The sequence below is a fragment of the Poriferisphaera corsica genome, from assembly GCF_007747445.1.
GTDB lineage: Bacteria > Planctomycetota > Phycisphaerae > Phycisphaerales > Phycisphaeraceae > Poriferisphaera > Poriferisphaera corsica.
The window spans coordinates 492,606-519,354 of record NZ_CP036425.1; the positions used below are offsets into that span (position 1 = coordinate 492,606).

Here is a 26,749-nt window from a genome sequence, read left to right on the forward strand (position 1 = left end):
ATGTTGATGATTGAATGAAAGTGAGGCTGCGTTGGCTGAAAATGAACATGAAAATCAATCGGAGAGCCATTTATCTTCGTTGAAGAATCGTGTCAAAAAACACACACGAGCGATGACGGGTGATACTGCGCAGAAAATTCGAGCGGGTGTTGATCACAAGAAACAAGACCAACGTAAGGTATGGCAGGAGTCAAAGGGGGCAAAGCTTCGCAAACAGGATGGAGAGGATGCTGGTACAGCTATCAGCGCATCTGCTAAGGCGGGTATGTTTGTTGGCAAGAAGGGGCGAGGCGAGTATCGGGATGTTGATTCTGGTGGTGTAACACAATTGCTGAGTAATAGTACGTTGTCACGTGTTGAGCGTATGCGGATTGTGACAAAGCTACGGAAATCAAACAAGATGCGCGGCGAGCATTTGTTTGGTAAAGGAGGAAGTAGTACGGAGTTTTCAGACTACAGGAACTATGTTGAGGGAGATGATATTCGATATGTGGATTGGAACATTTTTTCGAGGTTGGGGCGGCCATATTTAAAGCAATACCGACATGAAGAGGAGATGCAGATTGTTTTGGTTGTTGATGGTTCGAACTCGATGATGTTCGATGGGAAGTTTGAACGTGCGAAACAATTGGCTACAGCATTTGGGGTGATGGGTTTATACAGCAGTGAAAAAGTCAGTGCACATGTGATTGGAGTGGATGAGGGCAAGCAGAAAAAATTAAAGGCTTGTACAGGCCGTGGGAGTATGCACAAGCTTTTTAAGTACTTTGAAGATCTCGATGGGGGCGGAGGGGAGCAATTGGAGGAAGGGGTTGAGCGTGTTCTACATACGCATCGCGGCAAAGGCGTCGTGTTTATTATGAGTGATTGGTTGTCGTACGGGGATGTTAGTGGGCCGATGACACGGCTGGCAAGTGCGGGACTTGAGATTATGGCGATGCAGGTATTAAGTCCTGTCGAGATAGATCCAGATCTTGAGGGGGATCTACGATTTATGGATAGTGAGGGCGCAGGTACGTTGGATGTAAGTGCTGCTGGAGATGTGGTTGGGCTGTATCAAGAATACAGATTGAAGTATGAGCATTATCTAGAAAACCATTGCAAGTTACGTGGTGGGCGATTTGCAGTGACGAGCAGTCATGATGATTTGTCATATGTGCTGTTTGATATGCTGCTGCGGAAAGGTTGGGTGAAATGATGCCTGGCTTCTATGTTCTAAGTTCAAGTTTGCTATTTTTCCTGTTTGTGCCGCTTGTTGTGATGTATTTCCTGAAGATGAGGCGACAGCAAGTTGAAGTCCCATCATTGGTGTTGTGGCGAAAGGTGTTGGCTGATCAGCGGGTTAACAGTCCGTTTCAGCGTTTTAAAAAGCATTTATTGCTATTGCTACAATTGTTGTTGCTGGCTGTCCTGATATTGGCAGCGATGCAGCCATATATCGAGGGGGATCGGGCTAGTTTTAAGAACGTACCTATTCTGATTGATCATTCGGCAAGTATGGGGGCTCGTTCATATGATGGTAGTCAAACGCGGCTAGAAGAAATGGTCGAAAAGGTTGAGCGTATTATTGATAATCTGCAGACTGATCAACGGGTTTGCCTGATCGCGTTTGCGGATTCTGCGCGTAAGCTGACTGATTTTACTAATAACAAACGATTACTTTTAGCAGAGTTGGAGAAGCTTACTGTTTGGGATGTTGAGAGCGAAGTTGAAGATGCGATTCGAATGGTAGAAGCGATGCGTCAGCGTGAGAAGTTTGATCGTGTTCTTATGTATACCGATGGCAATGTGCCAGAACAGGTGAAGGTTAAGGTGTCTTTCGATCTTAATTTACATCGAGTTGATCGAGGCGGGATGAATGTTGGATTGACCGCACTGAGTGCAAAGCAAAATGAGGATGGAGAATGGGAGATTTTTGCCAATATTGAATCCAGTGGATCTGGAACAATGACGGGTGAAATGAAGGTGATGCTTGGGGGTGAATTGATCGTCAAGCAGGCGTATTCAGTTGCGGCGAATGAGCCTGATCGCGTGACCATTGGATTGCCTGTTATTGAAGATGGGCTTGTTGAAGTTGTGTTGATACCCGATGGTTTTGATTCTTTGGATGCTGATAATAAAGCGTACTTAGCGATCAAGCCAACGCGAAATCTTGTAGTGGGTGTAAGTGAAGGCTTGGATGTGATGTCACGAGCTATGCGCCGATTAGATGATGTAGAGTTTCATGTGATTGATGGCCGTGAAGCGATTCAGCCCCGTTATGATCTAGCGGTGTTAAGTGCAGTTGATCGTAGGGAAGAGATTAATGCTGATGTGACGGTCATTATGGGCGGGATACCGAAATCATTGCATGGATTACTGAAAATTACGGGTGAAGATGATGGGGATTATGTTGCAGCTTCGATGAAGCAATCAGAGTTATTACGCCATATCTATCTGGAAAGTGCGGTGTTTGTAAACCGTGTTCGGTATGGCTCATATGAAAACGGTGAGTCAGTACGGGAAGAGGACCTTGAGGAGCGTGGCTGGGAAGTTTTGGCAGATGGTAGTGAGGCGCCTCTGGTATTACGGGCGCGCCTTCAGGGTAAGCTGATATATGCCATGCTATTTGATATGTCGGACTCAACATTACCTTTTACGCCGACGCCGCCAATGATTGCTGAAAATCTTAAGCAGATCGCTAAGTATCGAGCTGGGTTGCTTGAATTGAATGGCCAAAAAACAGGTGTTCTCGATGCGATCCATCTTCTGGATAAAGAGCGCAGCTACACCGTCGCGGGGCCGAAGAATGTCGTTGTGTCTTCAGAGACAGATGTTAGTGGTACTCTCTCTGGAGTTGAAGCGAAATACTCCGGGATGTATCAGCTTAGAGGATCAAATCGGTTGTTGGGCGCAAGTTTATTAAGTGAGAAAGAAACAAACCTGTCTATCGTTGATACGATTCGTTTTGAAGAGCATGATGCGATCGCCGTTACGAAAGATGTCGTAATCGATAAGCCGATATGGTATTGGTTTGCGATTGCCGGATTGGCATTCCTGATTATTGAATGGTGGTTTTATCAACGAAAGCCAGGTGGCTGGTCACGTCAGCTTGGGTAATTAGGACATATTGTCCATCGAAATAGTACATAAATAAACGATCGCATTCGTGCGATCGTTTTTGTGCTAATTTGAATACCATTAATAAATAATGGAGGGGATGCTGTCATCTTTAAGAAGATCGTTGAGTGTGCGTTTTTCCTGAGTAAGAATGAGGCGATTGACTTCTTCAGTACTAAGTGTTTGGGTATGGCTATCGGCGTAAGTGATGGAGATCATTTCATCACCGGGCTTAGGCGCTTGGATATAACAAATAATATCACTGGCTAGATTGATTGATGGGTTATGTATTGCGAGGTAGATCGTGTCTGTGTTAGATGCTGTCATATCCATGTAACGGTTGTGAAGTGATTTTGATGACGTTGATTCTAGGGCAGAAGTGGTTGTGTCATCAGGCTGTTTTGTGAGCATGATTTGCGGGGTTTGATAGTTATCATCGCTGATAACGGTTGTTGCTTTGATGTTTGGTTCTTTGTTGCCGATACCAATGAGCCCGATTGCAGCTAAGCCAATCACAAATCCTCCGACAACTGTCAGAGAAGTTTTCACCCAAATACCTGATGTTGCAGCGGCTACAGAGGCTGTAGCTGCTGATGATGTTGTCGAGGAGAAAAGTGACAGTTTGCCAAGTTGTGTGGCCAAAGTTAATGGAACCGCTTGAGCTTCGTATTGTGTGAGAAGAATTAATAATGGTGATATTGACATGACGATGCCACGAGATTGCAACTTCTTACGTAATTCTTCAATTGCATGCTTCATACGCCGGGACATGGTTGCGGGGGAGAGATGATGTGTTTCAGAAAGTTCCCGTTGCGATTTGCCCATCAGGAAGTGATCAATCAGAATGATGCGCATTTCCTCAGGCATGTCTGCGATCGTTTGATCGAGTTGTGGGAAAACGTCCGCCCATTCAGCTGGTGTTAAGTTTCGCTTTCGTTCCAACTCAGCTTGATACGCTTGCTCACGCGAGCGGCGAGCTGTATTGGAGCGAAGCATATCCAAACAAAGATGGGTAGCTGCTCGATGAAGCCAGGCCGGCAGACAGCGAGAAACCTGCTCGGGTTTTCGCATCAGCCGATAAAATGTTTCTTGGGTCGCGTCTTCTGCAAGAGAGCGATCCGTGAGAACTCGTGAACAGGTATTGTAAACCAGCGCGGAGTATCGCCGCATGATTGCATCGAACGCTTGTGCGTCCCCTTTCTCGCGGTAAAGTGCGAGCAACTCCAAGTCAGCGGTATTATCGGCTTGAGTACTTGTCATGTTAATTCTCGTTCTATGACGCCTGTCTGTGTCCTGTGAGTGATGCCCTTTGCGCATGCGAGCTGTCTAGGCTTAGTTTACACGATGTGGCTATTAATAAAGACGGAGTACTCAATAAACCGTTTCATATTAATAGAGATATGAGTTTGATTTCGCCTACCGGTATTTGTGCCGTATTGCACGGCAGGTAGCTATAACCAATTGTATATTAAGAGGTAACGTTGAAGATACTCGTCACTGGGGCCACAGGTTATATTGGTGGAAGGCTGGTGCCTAAGCTATTGGCTGCAGGGCACCAAGTGCGCATATTGGTGCGTGATGCTTCACGCATTTCGGAGAGAGATTGGACAGATCAAGTTGAAATTGCAGAGGGTAATCTGTTTGATCGAGAAAGTATGACCCAAGCACTGACAGGCATCGAAGCGGCTTATTATTTAGTTCATTCGATGTGGGAGGGTAAAGGTTTTGAAACCAAAGATCGTGAGGCCGCTAATCTTTTTGTTTCGATATGTCAGGAACAGATTGAGCAAGGGGCGAATCAACTCACACATATTGTGTATCTAGGCGGGTTACAACCTGCGCCCGATCGGCAATCACGATTGCCCGTTGTCGTGAGTCGGCATCTGCAAAGTCGTGCTGAGGTAGGACAGATTTTGCGTGATGGATTGCCAGATCTCGTGACAGAATTTCGTGCTGGCCCTGTTATTGGTTCTGGCAGTGCATCTTTTGAGATGGTTCGTTATCTTACCGAGCGTCTTCCTGTTATGGTCGCACCACGATGGATATCCAATCCTGTACATCCAATCAGCATTCGAAACATTCTTGATTATCTAGTTGCAGCAGTGGCATGTGAACCTGTTGGTATTGTAGATGTCGGTGCAGATCGCCTCACCTTTAAGCAGATGATGAATATCTATGCGAAAGTTAGAGGATTGCGCCGTATTATCATCCCTGTTCCTGTTCTAACACCTGGGCTTGCATCTCATTGGGTTGGTCTGGTCACTCCTATCCCCAATAAACTTGCAAGACCATTGATTGAAGGCGTGATTGAGCCGCTTAATCTTCAAAATAATCAAGCAGAAAAATGTTTCCCAGAAATTACCGTGATGAAGTATGAGGAAGCTGTACGTCGCGCGATTCATCGAATTGAAGAAAGTGATGTCGATACGCGTTGGAGTGATGCACTTAATCTGAAGGATTTGCCTGCGGAGGTTGCTGAGCTCAAAGACTGGGAAGGGATAAGCACCGAGGTTAGGCGAATTCAGGTGAATGCATCGGCTGAACAGATCTATCGTGTGGTTAGTTCTCTGGGAGGTGAGACAGGCTGGCTTGTTTGGGAATGGGCTTGGTGGATTCGTGGTGCACTAGATCGTGCTGTAGGTGGGCCTGGCTTGCGTCGTGGTAGGCGTGACCCGCATCGAGTTTTGCCTGGCGAAGCAATTGATTTTTGGCGTGTTGAATTAGTTGAAGAACCGCGGTTATTACGACTTCGTGCAGAAATGAAACTTCCAGGCAAGGCATGGCTGCAATGGGACATCAAACCTGAGGACAATCAAACCTGCACACTTATACAGACCGCAATGTTTGAACCCAAAGGTTTGCTCGGCACCCTCTATTGGTACTCACTCTATCCAATTCATCGATTCATTTTTACCGATATGATCGAAGCAATCGCAAAACATGCAGAATCAAAAACCAGTTAAACATTCATGGCGATATTCTTTGTATTGACCATGCGCCTTGTTCATCCTGTGAATACAGTAAACGATCATGCAGCCGATTGGTTCTGCCCTGCCAAAATTCAATTTTGACCGGCTTTACACAATATCCACCCCATTCTTCTGGCCGCTCAATTTCTCTATCCGCAAATAGATCTTCAAGTGTTTCGAGTTCAGACTCTAAGACCTTGCGATTCGCGATAGGTTTACTCTGTTCTGATGCCATGGCTCCAAGTTGCGACCCCTTCGGCCGACTTAAGAAATACTCATCCGATTGTTCTTCTGAAACCTTACTCACGCCACCTAAGATCTTGACTTGTCTTTCAAGCGCAGGCCAATAAAAAACCAACGTTGCGTATGGGTGCTCTTCCAGTTGCTGTCCTTTGGTTGAACGATAGTTTGTATAAAATACAAACCCTCTCTGATCAAACGATTTCATCAGCACAATTCGAGCGTCCGGCATTCCCGACGGATCAACCGTTGCCAGCGTCATCGCATTCGGCTCAAACCATTCACCTTTATTAGCAGTCAACGCTTCATCAAACCACTTACGAAATTGCTCGATCGGATCTGCATTTGCATCCCGTTTTCGTAATGAACCCATGTCAAAGTCTCGTCGCATCGCATCTATCGACATTCTCAATACTCCCGCCCTCAGCGTAATAGCTGAGTGATATACATTTGTGAATCAACTGCATTATCTTAAGAAAAAAAAAGCTCGCCGTCAGCAAGGCTAACCAAATAGTGATGTCGGAGAGATGAATGACGGTTCGTCACGCGCAGCCGAATTAACTTCCGTGGATACAGGGTAATATGTCATCTCATCAGCAGGGTAGGGCGCTAAAATACTATCTAAACCTTTCGCCGTCTGATTATCCGCGTCTAACCATTGGTTATATTTTTCGCGGGGTACAATCACAGGCATCCGTTCATGCAACTCGCCAACAATTTCATTCGCCTTTGTTGTGATGATCGTGACCGTATCCACCTCAGCTCCGCCCGGATCCAAATATGTGTCCCACAAGCCCGCGAAAGCAAAAAGTGAGTCATCCAGCATTTTGATATAATGCGGCGTTTTTTTGCCCTTAACGATCTGTTTCCATTCATAAAATCCCGAGGCCGGTATCAAGCACCGCTTCAGTTTATAAAGCCCGCGAAATGATGGTTTTTCACGTAACGTTTCCGCACGCGCATTAATCATTTTCGTTCCGATTGACGGGTCCTTCGTCCATGAAGGGATCAACCCCCAATACGCATACGCAATCTCACGTTTTTTGGTGTCAAGATCCGTCCGAGCTATAGGTATGGGCTGTGTTGGCGCAATGTTATATCTCGGCTTTAAGTAAAACGATAACGCCACCTTAAGCATCGCTTCAAGTGCTCGTTCTTCATGTGTTAATACATATCGTCCACACATACCCGTATTATACGCGGACAGTGGAACTCAAAGATCTATTTTTTGGTGTGTGTTGCTTTTTTCAAAGCAGAAATTTCATGAGCTGTTAACAGTCTGAATGAACCGTTCGCGACACCCTTCAACCTTAATGGCCCAATCCCAACACGCTTCAATTTCCGTACGTTATAACCAAGCTGGGCTAGTAGCCTACGGATTTCGCGGTTTTGACCTTCTTTCAATGAAATACCAATGGTCGTCCGGTCACCGCGGAATCGGTCGCGCTCAACCCCCAAAATTTTGACAGACAAGGCCGATGCTTTTTTCGATTTTGGCGCGTTCCACGAAGTAGCCGATTGGTTGGCAAGGAACAACCCTTTTTTCATTCGAGCAGCATCTTCTTCTGTCAGCCGCCCTTTAATCTTTACCTGATATTGCTTGATGATCTCATACCGCGGGTGCGTTAATTTGTTCGCCATCTCACCATCATTGGTCAGCAAGATCAGGCCGGTTGAATCCGCATCCAGTCGGCCCACAGGAAACAGTCTTGGATTGCCGGGGATGTTGACAAGATCAATCACACGACGTCGACCTTCCGGGTCGTCATTCGTGGAAATCACACCCTTCGGCTTGTTCAGCATCACATAAAATTTCCGCCCCTTTGTTGCTTTCAGTTTGGGCGTATTGATTGGCTCCCCAAATACTTCAATCCGATCTTTTTCCGGATCAACCCAAGCCGGTAACGTCGTTACTTTTTCGCCATTGACCATGACCCGCCCCTGCTCAATTAACGCCTCACAATCGCGCCGAGACGCCACACCAGCCTCTGCCATCGCCTTCTGCAAACGTATGCCACGTGAAGCATCGGTATAACTGTTGGATTTCTGCTTAGCAGTTTTCTTTTTCGATGTCTTCTTTTTGGTATTCCCCGGTGCTTTACTTGGGGTCGCGCTTTTTGCTGCAGCTTCTTTTTGGTTCGCTTTTTTCTTAGCAGCTTTTCGATCCGCCTCATTGCGCGTGATCATATCCGCAATAGATTCAGCACCTTTTTTAACAGGCGCATTGCGACGGAACGTATTATCTGATTGAGTCATGTTGAAATGCTTTTGTTTCCCGCATTTGAGCTGTAATTTCCAGACTTCACTTTTTGCACTTCATTGAATGCAAAGCTCCGTCTGCAAATTTTTACAACTTCCGGGGGGGAGCGGCGATTCACATCGCGGCTGTCAGGTTAGTCATATTGCCAGCCCATTGCAGGCCAGCCAGTCAAATATTGTAGCCCATTCAACCACCAAAACGAAATCCCCTCTTCCGCAGCAATGTTTACTGTATTGCAGCCTACCTCAGAATTAATCGAATTCATCACCTTTAAACGTCGAACCGAGGTACAGCTTCCTCACTTGCTCATTATTGATAATCTCTTTGGGTGTTCCCTCTGCGAACACATTCCCCTCGAAAATCACATACACCCGATCACACACCGACAAAATATGTTGCACGTTATGGTCTGTGACCAGCATCGCAATATTCTGCTCATCTCTCAGCCGCCGAATCTCACGCTGTAAATCCTCAACCGCCACCGGATCCACCCCACTAAACGGCTCGTCCAGTAGAATCAATTGCGGCTCCGTAATCAGCGCTCTCGCAATCTCCAACTTGCGGCGTTCACCGCCCGACAATGTTCTTGCCGGCTGTTTCCTCGTCTTCGTTAGATCAAACTGCGTCATCAGCTCTTCAGCCTTCTCACGCTGCTGAGCCCGTGTTAATGGCCGTGTCTCCAAAATAGCCATCAAATTATCCTGAACCGACAGCCGCTGGAAAATCGAAGGCTCCTGAGATAGATACCCCATCCCCCGCTGCGCTCGTTGATACATCGCCAGCTTTGTTACATCTTGACCATCAAAAATGATTTGCCCCGAGTCCGGCGTCAGCATTCCCACCGTCATCCTAAAGCTCGTTGTCTTCCCCGCACCATTACGCCCCAGCAATCCGACGATCTCACGTTCGGATACATCAAACGACACATCATTCACGACCGTGCGGCCCGTGAACGTCTTCATCAAGTTGTTGACTTTCAGAATATACATCTCAACTCCACATCATACACCCATGCCGCCATCATGACACCCCTTCCTATCAATCACTTTAAACCTTGTGGATGAAACAGCTTGCATTATTAACTCTCTGGGGAAATTATCACGCATCGCTTGCCACCTCTCTGGTACAATGCACATCTGCCTGCTTGTCTTCCCTAGACCCTGAATCAGGAGCCGAATCATGCCCGCAGCATCTCGCTTTTTGTCTATCACCGCTTTAGCCACCTCACTTCTCGTCGGCTGCGTCACACAGGAATCCGTTAATATGAAATCTGCGAACCCTTCTTCCGCATCCACACAATCCACACCCCTCGTCCCCCCCGCGCGTCCAGAGATCAGCACAGGCCATCTCCAAACGCTCATGCAATCCACACCAGAAAAATTCGTACCCATCCTCGCAACACCCGAAACCTTTCGTGCTCAAGCACTCCTCTCCATCATCCAACCCGATGGCTCCATCACCCGCCACGGCTACCGTCTAGATGCCGAATATTTCTATCCTGCTTCCACCATCAAAGCCTTCGCTTCTGTTGCCGCACTCATTCGCCTCCATGAACTCAATCAGCAAGACAACATCTCACTCACTCCGCAAACTCCCTTGGCGATCCATCCACTTTTCTCCGATGAAACCTACCAGTTCGAGGATGCTTTCAACCTCAACGAAGGCAAGAAGACCATCGAACACGAGATCCGCCGTACGCTACTTGTTTCTTCCAACTCCGCCTTCAATCACCTTTTCGAGTTTGTCGGTCAGCAGCGCATCAACGAACTCGCCAACGAATACGGCCTCGATCAAACCTTCTACATGCACCGCCTCGCAGAATTCCGTTCAATTGCTGAAAATCAAACCTCACCGCAAATCGATTTCCATCTCCCGAAAGATAAAATCCACACCGTTCCTGTCCGGAAAAGTTCACTCGTATTCGAAAACACGCTCCCCGGCACAAAAATCGGTGTAGGCTTCCAAAATGCCGATGGCTCCATCACTCCCGGCCCACTCGATTTTAAAAATAAAAACCGCGCCTCACTCCGTGATCTGCAAGATGTTCTCATCAAAATCGCATGCCCCAACGTCGACCTCGGCACACCTCCCTTCAAACTAACCGACGCTGACCGCCAAATTCTATTAGACGCCCTCAGCACCTACCCACTCAACTCCAAATCACCTAAATACACCAAAGAAGACATAGGCAATTGGTACGGTGACGCACAGTTCATTCCAGGCCTCCTCCGCATCGATCCCGATCGCGATAATTGGCTTGTCTACGAAAAATCCGGCCAAGCTTGGGCCACAACCCTCGAAAACGCAGTCATCATCCACAAACCCACCGGCATCACCTTCGCTCTCACTGCCTCCATCTACACCAATAAACGCAATATCCTCAACACCGATGATTACGAATACAAATTCGCCGACGCTTTCTTCGAAGACCTTGGCGAAGTCGTAGCCAAATCCCTCATCAAACAGTAAACACTCCGCAAACAGATCACTTATAAGCCTCGCCTCATCGCGAGGTTTTTTTCTGACACTTCATTTCATACCCGTCTATAATCTCGATACCCAAACACAAAGGGCGGGACATGCCTGAAGATTCACAAGAACTAAACATCCTTATCGTCGCCGACAACGCTTCCGCAACCTTCGGCGGCGAAGCCATCCTGCCGCTTCACTACTTTTCATTCCTTCGCAAGCAAAACCACAACACCCATCTCCTCGTCCACGAACGATGCAAGAATGAACTCACCGCTCTCTTCCCAAATGATCTTGATCGCCTTCACTTCATCCCCGATACTTTCCTTCACAAATTTTTCTGGCGACTCGGCATGCCCCTCCCTTATCGCATCCGCAACTTCACCACAGAGCTCATCACGAATCTCCTGACGCAATTCCTCCAACGCCGACGCGCTAAACAACTCATCAAAACCCATCAGATCAACATCGTCCACCAGCCCACGCCAGTCTCTCCCAAACAACCCTCCTTCTTATTCTCACTGGCACCAAAAAATCAAACTAAAATTATTCTTGGCCCTATGAATGGCGGTATGGACTACCCGTCTGCATTCAAATCACGTAATAAAAACGCGAAACTCGAATCCACATTCATTAAAACGGCTCGTCTATTCAGCGCTTTGGCTAACACCATCATACCCGGCAAACTCCACGTCAACCTTCTCCTCGTTGCAAACCAGCGCACCCACGACGCGCTCCCCGCCAACGTGAAACGCAAACTGCACGAGCAAATTATCCATCTCCACGAAAACGCAGTCATCCCCGAACATTGGCCACCCATCGACTGGTCATTAAAAGCATTTCCTGAAAAGCACAACAACCTCCCCACACTCAACATCGTCTTTCTAGGCCGTCTTCAATTCCTCAAAGCCGTTGACACACTCATCGACGCCATTCAACAAATCCGCGATCGCGCTCATATCACACTCCACATCATCGGCGACGGTGAAGCCCGGTCTTCCCTCGAACAGCAAACCCAGTCCCTCAATCTGACATCCCAAATTACCTTTCATGGCTTCATCCCTCAGCAACAATGCGCATCCATCCTTCAGAACGCCCACGCACTCTGCCTGCCCAGCATCCATGAATGTGGCGGCGCTGTTGTTCTCGAAGCCATGTGTATGCAGCTCCCAACCATCGTTGCCGACTGGGGCGGTCCCGCCGATTACGTCACGCCAAACACAGGCTTCAAAATCCCCGTCACCTCACGCGATACCCTCGTCATCGGCATCGCCGACGCGCTGCTCAACCTTGCCAACAATCCGTCATTGGTTCAAACCCTTGGCGAAGCAGGCCGCCAACGCGTTCTCTCCGAATTCAATTGGCCAAACAAAATCAACCAGATCCTCAACCTATATCAATCTTTAATGACAGATCAAAGATAGCCATAAACTTCAAGCCCACGACCGCTGGTCGTGGGGTGTACTTCTACTCATACTTCAATTGTCTGCAAAGCAGTCATCAATCTTAAACCTTAACATACAAAAAAGCAGGTCTTTCGACCTGCTCAGCATTCAATCATTTTTAACGATGTATCAGTTACTTCGCTTCCGCAAAGCGCCTTGAAACCTCGTTCCAGTTCACCACATCAAAGAATGACTTGATGTAGTCCGGGCGGCGGTTCTGGTAGTTCAGGTAATAAGCATGCTCCCATACGTCTAACCCAAGGATAGGTACGCAGCGGCAATCGCCATCTTTGCACCCACACTCAGACAGCCACGTTGCGTTCGCATATTCACCCATCCGAGGATTGTTCTGATTGGGTGTCGAACAAATACACAACCCGCTGCTGCAGCCACACAACCAGGCCCAGCCACTCCCAAAACGCGTTGCCGCAGCCTTCGCGAACAGCTCTTTGAACGCATCCATCGAACCAAACGATTTGTCAATCGCAGCCTTCAGCTCAGCCGACGGCTCGCCGCCCTGACCCTTCGGCGCCAATATCGTCCAGAACAACGAGTGGTTCGCATGACCCCCGCCGTTGTTAATCACCGCCGTCCGCTTCGCGTCCGGAATATTATCCAGATTGCTGATCAATTCACAGATACACTCTGGCGCCGTAATCCCCTCTAACGCCGCGTTTAAATTTGCAACATAAGCCGCATGATGCTTCCCATGATGGATCTCCATCGTCTTCGCATCAATCGCAGGTTCCAACGCATTCAATGCGTACGGTAATTCAGGCAGTTCAAAAGCCATCGTGATATCTCCTTGTGCTCAACTCAGGCGTTTGGTTTCTCGTAATGCCCCACCGCCAATCATAACGCTGAGGTGATATAAAAAACGAGTTTAGGGGTGCCAGTACCACTGGTCAAGATAGTCATCATCACACATAGGCATAACACCTAATCAGACATTAGTATCTTCTTTACACAGTAAAAACACGCTTTTTCTCGCTTGATTAACACCTAACACCCCTTAATGATTCCCTGTAAGTATATAACCAGACATAAATTTTCTTGCATACGTCTTGGTTATATGAAAATGATTCATTAATGGCAGTTGCCGGAACATCCTTTCGGCCTGACTCGTTTTAACAAGAGAAGACGCTTACCTTTTCGCGCAAGCCTTTTCGGAACGATCGAATACGTGGGGTTTTGTCAGTTCAAAACCATTCGATCCGCGTGGGTTGCAATCAACGTAGTTCAAATCGGCTCGCAGTTTCGCCGCCGATTGCAATGAGAAAGGTGTAGCTTTAATGGTTACTCGTATTACGCGCAAAGACATCCAGGAAAAAGACGCACAGAACGTTCCTAAAACCTCAACACCAAACGTTACACTCGAATATGAGGTGCCGCATCGACTCGAATTCACACCCGGCCGTCGAACCATCGGCCCCGATGAAGAGCAAACCATCCGGTATATCTTTATCAATAAATACGAATACATCGATAACGAACTCTTTAAACACAAACCCAGCATTGCTGAAAAGAAAATCTTTGTCGACGCGCCATCCATCGAACTCCCCGATACAAGCTGGTACCACCCCGTCATGGACAACTTCGTCTCTGACAGTCGTGTAAACAAAAACGTTGGCACTGTCCTCCTCACCGGTGAAGAAGAACGTATCCTCTTCATTCAGTTCAACTACTGTCGGCTTCGTGTTTGCAAAATCCGTGACAAACTCAAAAAAAATCTCGATAAACCCATCAAAACAGAAACCGCTGTCGAACTCCTCGAATGGCACAACCGCGCCGAAGCCCTCCGAGATCAAATCGCGCAAACAAACCTCGCGCTTGTTCTCGCGATGGCCAAGCGCACCCGCATGAGTGAAGTCGATTTCGCCGACCTTGTCTCCGAAGGCAACATGGCTCTCCTCCGCGCTGTCGATAAATTCGACGCCGCACGCGGCTTCAAATTCTCCACCTATGCTTGCCGTGCCATCCTCAAAGCATTCTCGCGTTCTGGCGTTAAACTCTCCAAATACCGCCAACTCTTCCCCACAGCCTTCGACCCAGCACTCGAACGCTCTAACTTTCAGGAAGAAAAGAACGCCTCTCACGAAATGGATTGCGTCGACGAGGTTCACAAAATCCTTGAGGATAACCGCGCCGAACTCTCCGACATCGAAGTCGAAGTCATCAAGCATCGTTTCGGTATCGATAAACAACCCATAGGCGACGAAGAGCCCAAAGGTATGACCCTCGAGCAAGTCGGTAAGGTCATCGGCGTGACCAAAGAACGTGTCCGCCAAATTCAAAACAAAGCCCTCGTAAAAATCCGCTCATCACTCGAAACCGACTTCCTTGAGTAAGCTCGCCTTGCGATTGCTTCAATAACATCACAGAACATTCTTCCCTCGGGCTGACTTCCCAGAAGTCAGCCTTTTTCTTCATCCCCTTCTCAATGATATAATGCATCCTTAACCGCAACCTCAACCAAAGGCCGCATCATGAGCGAACCAAGACCCGACTGGGATACCTATTTTTTAACCCTCGCCAAAGAAGTAGCCAAACGCTCACCCGATCCCTCAACCAAGCACGGCTGCGTCATCGTCGATACCGACAAACGCGTCGTCTCCACCGGTTACAACGGCCCCGTTTCCGGCCTTCCCAATGAGCTCGTCCCACTCACACGCCCCGAAAAATACGACTGGTTCATACACGCCGAAGATAACGCCGTAGCTTTCGCACGTTGCAACCTCTCCGGCGCTACCGCCTACGTCACCGGCCAGCCCTGTGCCCCATGCTTTCGCCGCCTCCTCCAAGTTGGCATCACCCGCATTGTCTTCGGTGCCGTCCAGTCCGCATGCATCAACGACAACGAAACCGAAGCATGCAAAGTCATGGCCAAAAACAAACACGTCGAAGTCGTCTGTCTCGACCAATAACCCCTCACCCGAAAAATGTCACCCCTAATTCATCCCCAAGCCCATGACCGCTGGTCATGGGGTGTCGTGCAACCTCATCCTCAATCGCCTGCAATCTACAACAACCAGCGAGCCTCCCTCCCACATAATCCTCCTTGCTCACTATTCACACACCCAGCATTTCGTTCCCCCGATAATCTTCACGGTCATCGTCACCTATCATTCGCGCTTTCTCTACATGCTTTCCGCATCTCGCCTTTAAGACGCTAACGGCCGTACCCTTATCAGCCGAGCTTTAACAATGAGGCCCTCAAGTTCTCATTTCTCTAATCAAGGGATTGTCCATGTGGTTTCGTTTCTCACACGTTACGCTCATCGCAACTGATTGGCGTAAACTCTCGCAGTTTTACGTCGATGCCCTCGGCTGCGAAATCACGTACCCCGAGATCAACCTCGCTGGCCCTTGGCTTGACTCCGCCACCGGCATCAAAAACACACGCATCCGAGGTGTCAACCTCAAACTTCCCGGTTTGGATACCGCCAAAAACGGTGGCCCCTACATGGAAATTCTTCAATACACACCCGCGAAAAAATTACAGACCGAATCTATCAACACACCAGGTTCCGGCCAAATCGCGTTTGAAGTCGAAGACGTTAAGATCGCCGCGCAAACATTAGCAAGCCTCGGCGCTTTGCCGCTCGGTAAATTCGAAAACATCTTCATGCCCGGTGTCGGCAACGTTCGGTTCCAATACTTTCATGACCCCGAAAAAAACCTCATCCAACTCATGCGGTGGGATCGAATCTAATGCTCAAATAGTTTGATCGCCGTATTAAAAAAGGCTCACACATAAACGTGTGAGCCTTTGTTTTTAAAAGTACAGATTAATACCCAAGCACCTTATCAATCCGATTGAGTACATCTTCACTCAAATCATCCATCTCCAGCACCTTCACATTTTCTTCAATCTGACTTAGCCTGCTCGCTCCAATCAACGCGCTCGTCACACGCTTGTCACGCAGTACCCATTTAAGTGACATCTGCGCCAAGCTCATCCCACATTCTTCTGCAATCGAATTCAGTTGTTGCAGTTTCCCAACCATCTCTTCCGTCACCGCACTCTCTTGCAAGAACCCATCCGGGTCAGCCGCACGCGAATCTTTAGGCACGCCATTCAAATACTTATTCGTCAACAATCCCTGAGCCAGCGGGCAGAACACTATCACCCCAAAGCCAATATCATCTGCCGCATCTAACAACCCATCCTCAATCCACCGATCCATCATGTGGTACAGCGGCTGATGAATCGTCAAAGGCACTCTCCCGCCTCTTAAACTTTCCGCAGCCAATCGCGTACGAGCCGCATCGTAACTACTAATCCCCGCATAGAGCGCTTTCCCTTGTTTTACTAACTGTTCAAGCGCCCCCATCGTCTCGTCTAGCGGCGTCTCCATATCCGGCCTGTGCGAATAGAAAATATCAACATAATCAACACCCAACCGCTTCAAGCTCTGTTCGCAACTCGCAATCAAATACTTCTTACTACCAAAATCACCATACGGCCCAGGCCACATTCCCCAACCCGCCTTCGAACTAATCAATAGTTCGTCGCGATATCCCTTCAAATCTTTCTTCAACACTTCCCCAAGAACCTCTTCAGCTCTTCCGGGGGGCGGCCCATAATTATTCGCCATATCAATATGATTGATCCCAAGATCAAACGCACCACACACCAACTCTTTCGTCTTCTCAAATTCCGTAAAGTTGTGCCATCCACCCAACGAAATCCGCGGCAGCTTCAGCCCGCTTCGACCACACCGTGCATATTCCATCTTCTCATACCGCGCCACATCAATATCATTCTGACCCATCACTAGTTCCTTCACTGTTTGAACAAAAACACCACCGCCCGAATCACAATACCAACTGAACTTTTATCCCACCTCGCCTATTCCTTCGATCTTATCAACCAACTCAAAAATATCTATCACAAAAAAAGCCGCGACTCACGCCGCAGCTTTTACTAATCATTTTAGTGTAACCATACACCTCGCCCTAAACCTTCACCGCTTCCCCCGTTGTCACACGAAGCATCCGCTCCATCGACACCTTCGCCCAGTGTTGCACACCTTCAGGCACGCTCACCTGATTCACAACCTCCCCTTCAACCAACTGATCCATCACATAAAGCAAATGCGGCATATCAATCCGGTACATTGTCGTACATAAACATTGGCACTCCGACAGCATCCGCACCTCAACACCCTTCTCCTTCATCTCATCTCGCAACCGATTAACAAGATGCACTTCGGTGCCAATCGCCCACCGACTTCCAGCCGCCGACGCCGTCACCGCCTTGATAATCGCTTCCGTCGAACCACTACAGTCCGCCGCCTTCACCACCGCATGATCACACTCCGGATGCACCATCACCGTCACGTCCGGCCACACCTCTTTCACCTGCCCCACATGCTCCGGCCGAAACAACTTATGCACCGAGCAATGCCCCTTCCACAAAATAAAACTCGACCGCCGCACATCCGCTTCCCCGCAAGCTTCAGGCTCCTTCGGATCGTAAACCACCATCTCCTTCTCAACATCAAACCCCAAATCCGCACCCGTGTTCCGTCCCAAATGCTGGTCAGGCAAGAACAAAATCTTAACCTGCTCCCCATCTTTCAATGGCTCATCACTACCCGCCAGCGCCCACCTCAACATCTTCTCCGCATTACTGCTCGTACACACCGCACCCCCATGCTCACCACAAAACGCCTTGATCGCCGCCGTGCAGTTCATATAACACATCGGCACGATCCTAACGTTCTCCCCTCGCACACACTCATGCAAATATTCCCACGCCTCAACCGTCTGCTCATAGTTCGCCATGTCCGCCATCGAGCACCCCGCCCCCATGTCCGGCAAGATCACCGCAACATCATCATCCGTCAAGATATCCGCGCTCTCCGCCATGAAATGCACCCCAGCAAAGATCACCCACTTGCTCCCCCGCTCAACCACAGCCTCCGCCGCCAACTGCGACAGCTTAAAACTGTCCCCGGTAAAATCGGCAAACCGCACCACATCGTCCTGCTGATAGTGATGCCCCAAAACCACCAAGTCATCCCCTAACTCAGCCTTCCGCGCAGCAATCGCAACCGCCAACGCGTCATCGTCCATCTTCACATACTTATCCGGCAAAGGTGCCTGCCACAACATCATCAGTCCTGCTCCATTCGTGCAATTTCAATCCCATAACATCACGCCACCCCTCAAACCTCAAATTATAGCCAATCTCACCAATCGCCCCCAATCTCCCCCCAATTCCCTTCCTAATTCCCTCCAATTCTTCCTTCAAATCCTCTCGATTATCCACCCCGAATCATTCTCAAGCCCATGACCGCCGGTCATGGGGTGTTGCGCAACCCGCTCTTAATCGCCTGTATCACCCCTTTCCTTCCCTTATCTTATCCGCCTCCAATTCCGCTCATTTTTCGACAATTCCTCTTCCTCCCCATTCATCCGGTGCAAGTAATTCCGACCGTCCCGCGCCACCTCATCCCAAAACGCTTTCGCCGTCTCCGGGAACAGCTCCGCATAAATCGCCTTATACCCCTTCCCCGGTACGCTTAAATAAACAGTCACATCCCCGCCATCGTTATGCCACCCCGATATCCCCTGTGAGTTTTTCCCCCCATCATCCACCCCATTCTTACCGACTGAATACACCACGCACCCCGTCTCGCCCCTGCGATACCGTAATCCCTCTTTCGCCTCATCCATCAAATCCCGCGGCACATCCTCCAGCAACCCCGTCTCAACCAACACATTCAAATCTTCCGGATACCCATTCCCTCCGCTCGCCTCTTCCCCATACCTCACCCGCCACAATTCCAACGCAGCAGCCACCTCATACAAATCCACCATCACCCGCGACTGCTTCATCGTCCGCCCATAAGTACTAAGCCCCGGCATAAACTCCCGCCAAAACATACCACTCACCAAATACCCCATGGGGATACGCTCATAGGCATCATCAAGGTTCTCAATATCATATTCACCAACATCTAATGGCTGGATAGCCTGCTCGTATGTCTCAACCCCCCAAGCCATATCCGCCGACATCACGCCCAGCTTATCCATCGACCAAATCGCCCCATAACTCGGCACTCCGTTCCCACCTGCCTGCGCAACCCACTCATAATCATTCAGCAAACGATCTCCCATTTCAACTAATTGTGTCCGTTCCGCAATCAAGGAATTTTTAAAAGATTGGATACCCCGCTCCTCTGAAAATCGGCATAGCTTCGCAACTTCTACCAGTTGCTCTTCACTGAAAACATGCATACTCAAACAATCATCCACGACCCCCATCATCAACGCTCGAATACTCACCGCCACCAACTGTGCAATGATCGTTGGCTCATCAATCCCAAGATCATATAACCGCCTGATCCCTCGCAGTCCCCTCAATGCCTCCCCGCCATCCCCTTCCTGTGTCTTCAACCAGACATACATCTGCAAAGTTCTCGCCGCTCGTCTCTGCGCCCCAAGTTGCGGCATCAAAAGCTCCCATAAATTCGAATAATCCCCCGGCCACCTCACCGCAATCTCCGCGTCTTCGCCTTTCACCAATTCCCCTTCTTCATTCATCACCCGAAAATACTCATCCCCCGGCCCATCCATCAGTCTTTCCAATTCATCCTCCATCAACCCAACATACCGGCGCACGCCATCCACCATCACATCCGCCGCCCGTCCCTCAACCCACAAATCCGGCCCCATCCCGATCACCGGCAACTCCACCGGCTTTCCATAAAATAATTCAGAGACCATCCATGCACCGTAATTATGGCTTAATCCACCGCCCATCCCCATACTTTCATACATACCCGCCACTTGCCATTGACCATCTGACTTCCGTTCCACCAGACTGACCTCATCATCCACCAACACCCACTCCTCCATAGACGTTGTCGATTCCTCATCCACCTCAGCTTCTTCAATCTCTTCACCTTCATCTATCATTCTGAAAGTTCCTATCCCCATGCCCATCCCCATCATGTCTAATCCAGAAAACTCATCCTCTATTTCCGTTCGCTCAATCTCAACAAACACCGCATTCTTACGCCCCTCACCATTGATCGCCATCCAATCCCCATCCTCATCTTGGCCAAGCGCACCTTTCGCCAGAAGCGCATCCTTCACCTGCTGCTTGATGTGCCATACCGCAATGTCGCCCGCATCCCCCTGTATTGCTTGCGCCTCAAAACTCTCAACTTCTTCCTCTAGATCTTCAAACACACTCAAATAAAATTCAGTGACATCCACCTCCCCATCATCAATCTGATACCACGCATCCAGATCCCCACCCGTGACCGGATACCCGTCTGCTCTAATCTGCGCATAGATGGCCGCCAGCCGCGCTTCCTGTTCCCATTTCCAATTCACCTGCCACACCACACCAATCCCAATCAGCACCGCGCATACCGCCAAGACCACATACACCGCCTTGCGATGCTTGCCAATAATCTTTAACTCTAAATCAATCCCCGTCACCTCATCTCGCCCATAATCCTCAGCCTCCATCCCATGTTTCTTTTTCAATCTAATCATCTATTAGCCTCCCGGATGTCCCCTTCTCCCTCAAAAAAAACAAAACAAGATCACAAATTTCTCAAGCCCGTCACCGCCGGTGGCGGGGTGTCCTCCAACCCACGTTCAATCACCTGCAATCCACCCCATCGTCGCCGCGATACCCCGCTTCGCGCCGCTATGCGCTCGTTAAAAAATAAAGAGACATTGACTCACCAAGTATAACACCCAGCCCGACATGCCAATACACCTCATTCACATGTTTTCTGCATACACAAACCTGCGTTTTTCCGATACCATAACCAGTCACGTAACTTAAATAACCAGCCTGCATCATTCAGTACACGATTGATTGTTGCAGGCAGCTGCAGAGAGCCATTTCACAACCATGCCCACTCACTTCCACGGCGGTATGACCTTCCAAGCAGGTAAACCTTACCCCTTTCCCAGCCTGCCGAAAAATATCCCCGCCCATCCTCTGCGCATCACTGTCACCGACCCCCCCATCGTCACCGTTGGCCAAACCATCACCGCCTCCCAAAAACTCACCGAACCCTTCAAGCCTCAATCCCCCTGCTACTTCTCACCCATCCCCGCTACCGTGACCCACATCACCCCCTGGCAGCCCGATGACTTCCATCGCCACACCCACGCCCGCAATCCGCATGAAATAAATCACCCCACCACACAGCTTTACGACATCCACCTCAAACCCATCCCCCCCAGCCCCCCCGCTGCCTCCGCATGCGATCAGTCCGCAGATGAAAACAACCCCTTAACCGTACCTGCCGCATTAAACATCGCGCCGCCCGACAAGCCCACACTCAAAAGCTGGTTTCAGCATTTTCGTGCTCTCGGCCCGTGGCCCCAAGACGAGATTGGCTGTGATCTGATCACACAACTCGCCGCAGTCCTGCACAACAAGCATTACCAATCCAAACCCCCTAAGTCATTGATATGCATCGGGATGGATGCATACTCCCCGTACCCCGATCGCTCATCACTGCTGCTTTCTTACCCCGATGATGCGGTGCTTGGCCTGCAAATCCTCGGCAACCTGCTCAACGTGAAACGCCCCAAGCTCGTCATCGATGCAAATCCGCACTTGGAAGGGTTTCTCAAAAACCCATGTAAGTCCTTCAAAATTAAACTCTTGTGTGCTCGCAATCGTTACCCCGCCCCAGACCCCACACTCATCGCCCACACACTTGAAAACACCAAGCTTCCGCAGAACGGAAGTCCGACCGATGTCGGCATCGTCATGGTCACACCCTGGACAGTTATCCGCATCGCTCGCTGGATGACGCGGCGGCAACTCGATGTTTTACAACCGGTTATGATTGCCGAGCCGCATCGAGACAAGCACCCGCAGCGACACTTTGCCATGCCCGGCACGGAGATCTGCTGCGTCGATCACACCCTCCACGGCTGCACCGAGCGATTGCGCGGCAAACTCATCGCAGGCAACCCCCTGACAGGTAACCAGTTATGTGCCCCCGCTCTGGTCGCTCAACAGCAGGAGCATTCACGCAGAGCGCCTGATAGCTTGCCGCCCACGATTCGTCACGGCATGCAATTACTCACGAACCTCGCCTCCACGCATCATTTAGAGCCTGCGCCCTGTATCACTTGCGGGTGGTGTGTCGACGCGTGTCCGACCGGCTTGCAACCCGTTCATCTTGCGGAGCAGATTCATAACCATCAAAACAGCAAGCAGTTGCAAGATCATCTGCAGTACTGCATTGGTTGTGGGTTGTGTACACATGTATGCCCTTCTCACCTGCCGATTGCTCAGATTCTCGCTCAAGCCAATGCGCCAATTACCCCCCAAATTAAGTAAAAAATAGCATATTGATCGTTTGTAAGTATTTGTAGAATAAATAATTTAGGAGACCATAACGCAAGCCATGAACACCGGCCAACACATCCCACTTACACCGCTCAAGCCGCATAAGGGCTTGCCAACCGATGGCCCCCCGTGGATCGATAACGCTTATTGTCGGCAAGGTTACGATGTCATGTGGATCGTAACTGCTTGTCTAATGATGGCTTACAGTCTTGTTTTCTGGGGATATCGGGCTGGAGCACTCATCATTACCGCGGTTTTCTGCACGATGGCTGCGAGTTTTTTGACCTCGAAAATCCGGTCTCGATTTTCTAAGTTAAGTTATGACAAAACGTTAACGTACTCATTTTGGAATGGTGCGTTGTTCGCGATGGTGTTGCCGCTGGTTCGGGATTTTGGCCCGTTCATCGTGGGGGGGCTGACATTGGGTGTGTTGATGAACTTTTTTGGCCGCTCGCACCGGTTACGAATTCATCCGATTGCATTAACGTTAGTACTTATTTGGCTTGTACCTACGTTAACCAGTGGTGGTGATTTATTGACCAGTCGGGGGATGATTGGGGAGCCGATTTCGACGATTTTGACGCCGAATCATCTGTTGGTGGGGGATGCATTTGAGGTGAGAGAGGGTGTGAGTGCGAGTGAGCCGGACACGCGCCCATGGATGCAAACCATTGATTACCAAGAGGATGCGGTTGTGCGGTATAGTCCGCAGGTAGAGATGCTGTTGCATCAGCGTGAGTTATTAGATGATGTGGAATCTTTTTCTAACTTGCTTGTTAGCAACACGATACTGCCGTTGGATGAGTTGCTTGTCGGGGTGGTTCCCGGATCGTTGGGCGCGGGGTCACCGGTGTTGCTGCTGGGGCTGGGTTTATTGTTGATTCACAGGCGGCATGCGAGTTGGCGGATGGCGGTGGCTGCGTTGGTTTCGATGCTGACGGTGTATTTGTTTATGCCGATGCGGACAGGGGGGCAGTGGACGGTGGTCATTTCGCAGTTGTCGCAATTAAATTGGCAGCAAGCGGTTACGTTTATGTCATATTTCTTTTTTGCTTCTCCTTGGTTGATGATTGTGCTGATTTTGGGGCCGAGTGTTGATCCGATGTCGCGGAGTGGGCGGGTCGTTTTCGGGTTGCTTTTAGGGGGTTTGGTGGCGTGTGGTGTGTGGTTTTTTCAGTCGCCAGAGGCGATTTATGGGTCGCTGGTGATCGCTGGGCTGGTGTCACGGAAGCTGGATGGGATGCACCGATCTTCTTTTGTAGATGCGTGATTTAATCAAATAAATGATTGGTATAGTCAATAAATAGGCGCGTTTGTGCGCGCATTTGGTGCGCTTATCGTGCATGTTGGCGCACAAAAATGCGCATTTCGCGGTGATAAGTCATTTTCATGATTGAGGTTACATGTAAATTGGTTCGTTATTTCAAAATGGCGTGTTTTGGCTGGATTTCGTCAAAGAACGGCTAACTTTGGAAAGAAAAGTGTGAAAAGTGATCAGAAAAGGGCAAAGAATTGCGGGCTTGCGCTTTTTGTGTGCGCTTGGATGGCGAGGTGAGATGATTTTTGTGCGCGCAGGCGGATTGTTTACTTTTGGAAACCGCGATTGATGGGGTCGGAGTCATTCACTTTCAAGTGGATCGAAATGAGGGCATTCAGATGATGTGGGGAGCAGGCAGTCAGGGGAAACTGTGGATGGTGGCGGGTAACTTATGCGGGTCGTTAAAAGATGATCGAAATTTCACGTGTCAATTCAGATCAGCCACGTGATCGTGGATGGGATGGTAATCAAGGTGTGACCATATGGCATGAAAAGATGTGGTGGGGGAGATTGGATTTGGTCAGGAAGGACAAGTTGGTTGTTAGAAGATGGGTGCTAGTTTAGTGGTGTAAGGATGCAGATGTTGTCGATTCGAAGTGACGTTGTGTGTGGGGTAGGGTGAGGGGGGGATGAGTTGTGATTTCATGAGATTTGCTGATGCCTTTCGGAACTAAACATGCGACTAAGGGTGTTGGGTATTTAGTTAGGGGTATTGAGTAGCTTTTAGTTGTCGTAGAAATATTGTGTGATGTGGGTGGAGATCGCAAGGTCGCGATAGTCAGTTCTAACTAACAGTGAGTTAGTCAAAAAACCAAAGATTCTTGTTTTGTAATAGGGTTAACTTTATACTGTTTCGCTTGGATAAATGGGTTTACATGTTTTGTGGGAAGAACAGATTGGCGGAGTGGGGTTTGATCATGTTCTTCTACGATTAGGTGTATGGTGAGCGTATGGGTGGGATTTTTTGTGACTAAAGCACATGAGAGCAAGATGCGCAAATTAGATCATTGGATTTGGTTTTACCTGTCGCGTATCGCATTTATTATTAAAGGTGAGAAAAGAATTGGAACCAGTTGAAACGCGAGAGCAGCCGGGGCATTTTAAAGCGTCATTTATTGATTATGTGTGGTTTTTGATCCCATCGTTGTTGGGTGTGTTTTTGTTTATCAGCCCGATCTGGCAGTCGAAGGTTGGTGAAGATGGTGAGGTGACGCGAGAGATCACGTTGCCGGTGGCGTGGATTGCGAACTGGGCGTCAGGCGAGTTAACAGATTTTTTGCCGAAGCTGACGCTGGGGATTTTGCTGGTGTCTGCTGTGGGTTCTTTGATTGTAAAGTTGGCTAAGCCTAAGCGTATATTAGATCATCCATTTTGGAGTAGTTTGTTTAATGTGAGTTGGTTCTGGGTTGGGGCGCGAACGCTTGGATGTTTGTTTGGGCTGATGGTGTTTTATGAGTATGGGACGGTGACGCTGTTTCAAACGGATACGGAGTATGTGGTGGATGGGGGGACAGGGAATTTTGCGTTTGGGGAGTTGGCGACGTTTTTGGTGGTGATTTTTTTCTTTGCGGGGTTATTCTTGCCGCTGCTGTTGGACTTTGGATTGTTGGAATTCATTGGGACGTTGATGTCGAAGATTATGCGTCCACTATTTAAGTTGCCGGGCCGATCGGCGATTGATTGTGTGGCGTCGTGGGTGGGTGATGGTACGGTGGGTATTTTGCTGACGAGTAAGCAGTATGAGGCGGGGTTTTATACGTCGCGTGAGGCGGCGGTGGTGGGGACGACATTTTCGTTTGTGTCGATCACGTTTACGATTGTTGTGCTGAGTACGGTTGGGATAACAGATCTGTTTTTGCAGGCGTATTTGACGTTGGTTGTGGCGGGTTTGGCGGCGGCTGTTATTTGTCCGCGTATACCGCCGCTGAGTTGGAAGCCAGATACATTTTTTGAGGGGAAGCCGAAACGTGCAGAGCATAAGATGCCGCATGGAATGGGTTTGTTTGCGTGGGGTGTGAGGCGGGCGACGCATCGTGCGAATCAGGTTGAGGGGGTTATGCCTGCTGCGAAGTTGGGTGTTCAGAATGTGATGGATATGTGGGTGGGTGTTGTGCCGGTGGTTGTTGCGATGGCGACGGTGGCTGCGATCGTGGCTAATTTTACGCCGTTTTTTCAGTGGATGGGTGCACCGGTTGTGCCGGTGTTGAAGGCGATGGGGATTCCTGAGGCGGAAGAGGCGGGGTATATGTTTTTGATTGGATTTGCTGACATGTTGTTGCCGGCGATTTTTGCGGCTGACAAGATTGAGAGCGAGTTTACGCGGTTTATCATTGCGACGGTTTCATGTACGCAGTTGATTTACATGTCAGAGGTTGGGTCGCTGCTGATGGGTTCGAAGGTGCCTGTGAAGTTTTGGGAGTTGGTGGTGATCTTTGTGATTCGCACGATGATTACGTTGCCGATTGTTGTGGGGATGGCGTATGGGATGCAGTGGTTGGGTTGGATGTAAAGGATTGATGGGGACTAATGACAAGATAGAAAGCTCACGATGAAGGTCGTGAGCTTTTTTATTTGTATAAGTGATGAAGGCATGAAAGTGGTCAC

General features: G+C 49.2%; 20 protein-coding genes. 11 read left to right on the plus strand and 9 right to left on the minus strand.

Annotated features, from left to right (window positions below; translation table 11 throughout):
• Nucleotides 1-31: 31 nt before the first annotated feature.
• Both KS4_RS01950 and KS4_RS01955 read left to right on the plus strand, forming a co-directional pair.
• Nucleotides 32-1,198, plus strand: a complete 1,167-nt coding sequence (locus tag KS4_RS01950) for a DUF58 domain-containing protein (RefSeq protein WP_200761468.1) — start codon at nucleotides 32-34, stop codon at nucleotides 1,196-1,198.
• Nucleotides 1,198-3,099, plus strand: a complete 1,902-nt coding sequence (locus KS4_RS01955) for a vWA domain-containing protein (RefSeq protein ID WP_200761469.1) — start codon at nucleotides 1,198-1,200, stop codon at nucleotides 3,097-3,099. Before KS4_RS01950 ends, KS4_RS01955 begins: the two co-directional genes overlap by 1 nt.
• An 81-nt stretch (nucleotides 3,100-3,180) precedes the next feature.
• Here the strand turns inward: KS4_RS01955 and KS4_RS01960 are convergent, their stop codons facing one another.
• Nucleotides 3,181-4,359: an RNA polymerase sigma factor gene (locus KS4_RS01960; RefSeq protein WP_200761470.1), complete on the minus strand. Its 1,179-nt coding sequence runs from the start codon at nucleotides 4,357-4,359 to the stop codon at nucleotides 3,181-3,183.
• Nucleotides 4,360-4,580: 221 nt separating this feature from the next.
• Here KS4_RS01960 and KS4_RS01965 point away from each other — a divergent pair, with 221 nt between their 5' ends.
• A complete protein-coding gene (locus KS4_RS01965) occupies nucleotides 4,581-6,062 on the plus strand; it encodes an SDR family oxidoreductase (protein WP_145073849.1) in 1,482 nt (493 codons plus the stop codon).
• A 4-nt stretch (nucleotides 6,063-6,066) separates the two neighbouring features.
• Here the strand turns inward: KS4_RS01965 and pdxH are convergent, their stop codons facing one another.
• From pdxH to lptB, 4 genes are all read right to left on the minus strand, one after another.
• Entirely contained in the window at nucleotides 6,067-6,720 is a 654-nt protein-coding gene (gene pdxH, locus KS4_RS01970) for a pyridoxamine 5'-phosphate oxidase (RefSeq protein ID WP_145073852.1), read from the minus strand.
• A 90-nt stretch (nucleotides 6,721-6,810) separates the two neighbouring features.
• Nucleotides 6,811-7,494: an SOS response-associated peptidase gene (locus tag KS4_RS01975; RefSeq protein ID WP_145073855.1), complete on the minus strand. Its 684-nt coding sequence runs from the start codon at nucleotides 7,492-7,494 to the stop codon at nucleotides 6,811-6,813.
• Nucleotides 7,495-7,529: 35 nt separating this feature from the next.
• Entirely contained in the window at nucleotides 7,530-8,564 is a 1,035-nt protein-coding gene (locus KS4_RS01980; RefSeq protein WP_145073858.1) for a pseudouridine synthase, read from the minus strand.
• A gap of 255 nt (nucleotides 8,565-8,819) precedes the next feature.
• Entirely contained in the window at nucleotides 8,820-9,557 is a 738-nt protein-coding gene (lptB, locus tag KS4_RS01985) for an LPS export ABC transporter ATP-binding protein (protein WP_145073861.1), read from the minus strand.
• 190 nt (nucleotides 9,558-9,747) lie between these two features.
• On the opposite strand from lptB, the gene KS4_RS01990 reads away from it, so the two are divergent.
• Together KS4_RS01990 and KS4_RS01995 are read left to right on the plus strand one after the other, a co-directional pair.
• Nucleotides 9,748-11,037 (plus strand): serine hydrolase, encoded by a 1,290-nt coding sequence (locus KS4_RS01990; RefSeq protein WP_145073865.1) that lies wholly within the window; start codon nucleotides 9,748-9,750, stop codon nucleotides 11,035-11,037.
• 110 nt (nucleotides 11,038-11,147) lie between these two features.
• A complete protein-coding gene (locus tag KS4_RS01995) occupies nucleotides 11,148-12,461 on the plus strand; it encodes a glycosyltransferase family 4 protein (protein ID WP_145073868.1) in 1,314 nt (437 codons plus the stop codon).
• Nucleotides 12,462-12,615: 154 nt separating this feature from the next.
• Here the strand turns inward: KS4_RS01995 and KS4_RS02000 are convergent, their stop codons facing one another.
• On the minus strand, nucleotides 12,616-13,275 hold the full coding sequence (locus KS4_RS02000; protein WP_145073871.1) for a superoxide dismutase: 660 nt from the start codon (nucleotides 13,273-13,275) through the stop codon (nucleotides 12,616-12,618).
• 499 nt (nucleotides 13,276-13,774) lie between these two features.
• Here KS4_RS02000 and KS4_RS02005 point away from each other — a divergent pair, with 499 nt between their 5' ends.
• The 3 genes from KS4_RS02005 to KS4_RS02015 all read left to right on the plus strand — a co-directional run bounded on the left by KS4_RS02005 (nucleotide 13,775) and on the right by KS4_RS02015 (nucleotide 16,194).
• A complete protein-coding gene (locus tag KS4_RS02005) occupies nucleotides 13,775-14,830 on the plus strand; it encodes a sigma-70 family RNA polymerase sigma factor (protein WP_145073874.1) in 1,056 nt (351 codons plus the stop codon).
• A 138-nt stretch (nucleotides 14,831-14,968) separates the two neighbouring features.
• On the plus strand, nucleotides 14,969-15,406 hold the full coding sequence (locus KS4_RS02010; protein WP_145073877.1) for a deoxycytidylate deaminase: 438 nt from the start codon (nucleotides 14,969-14,971) through the stop codon (nucleotides 15,404-15,406).
• A 323-nt stretch (nucleotides 15,407-15,729) separates the two neighbouring features.
• Complete coding sequence (locus KS4_RS02015; protein ID WP_145073880.1) at nucleotides 15,730-16,194, plus strand: VOC family protein; 465 nt, start codon at nucleotides 15,730-15,732, stop codon at nucleotides 16,192-16,194.
• Between the two features lie 76 nt (nucleotides 16,195-16,270).
• Here the strand turns inward: KS4_RS02015 and KS4_RS02020 are convergent, their stop codons facing one another.
• The 3 genes from KS4_RS02020 to KS4_RS02030 all read right to left on the minus strand — a co-directional run bounded on the left by KS4_RS02020 (nucleotide 16,271) and on the right by KS4_RS02030 (nucleotide 20,999).
• The gene (locus KS4_RS02020) at nucleotides 16,271-17,257 is read right to left on the minus strand and encodes an aldo/keto reductase (protein WP_145073883.1); all 987 of its coding nucleotides are present in this window, start codon (nucleotides 17,255-17,257) and stop codon (nucleotides 16,271-16,273) included.
• A gap of 184 nt (nucleotides 17,258-17,441) precedes the next feature.
• A complete protein-coding gene (nadA, locus tag KS4_RS02025; RefSeq protein ID WP_145073886.1) occupies nucleotides 17,442-18,605 on the minus strand; it encodes a quinolinate synthase NadA in 1,164 nt (387 codons plus the stop codon).
• Between the two features lie 240 nt (nucleotides 18,606-18,845).
• Entirely contained in the window at nucleotides 18,846-20,999 is a 2,154-nt protein-coding gene (locus KS4_RS02030; protein ID WP_145073889.1) for a hypothetical protein, read from the minus strand.
• 334 nt (nucleotides 21,000-21,333) lie between these two features.
• On the opposite strand from KS4_RS02030, the gene KS4_RS02035 reads away from it, so the two are divergent.
• From KS4_RS02035 to KS4_RS02045, 3 genes are all read left to right on the plus strand, one after another.
• Entirely contained in the window at nucleotides 21,334-22,818 is a 1,485-nt protein-coding gene (locus KS4_RS02035; protein ID WP_145073892.1) for a 4Fe-4S dicluster domain-containing protein, read from the plus strand.
• 67 nt (nucleotides 22,819-22,885) lie between these two features.
• Nucleotides 22,886-24,097 (plus strand): RnfABCDGE type electron transport complex subunit D, encoded by a 1,212-nt coding sequence (locus KS4_RS02040; protein WP_145073895.1) that lies wholly within the window; start codon nucleotides 22,886-22,888, stop codon nucleotides 24,095-24,097.
• Between the two features lie 1,111 nt (nucleotides 24,098-25,208).
• A complete protein-coding gene (locus KS4_RS02045) occupies nucleotides 25,209-26,654 on the plus strand; it encodes a YjiH family protein (protein WP_145073898.1) in 1,446 nt (481 codons plus the stop codon).
• Nucleotides 26,655-26,749 lie beyond the last annotated feature (95 nt).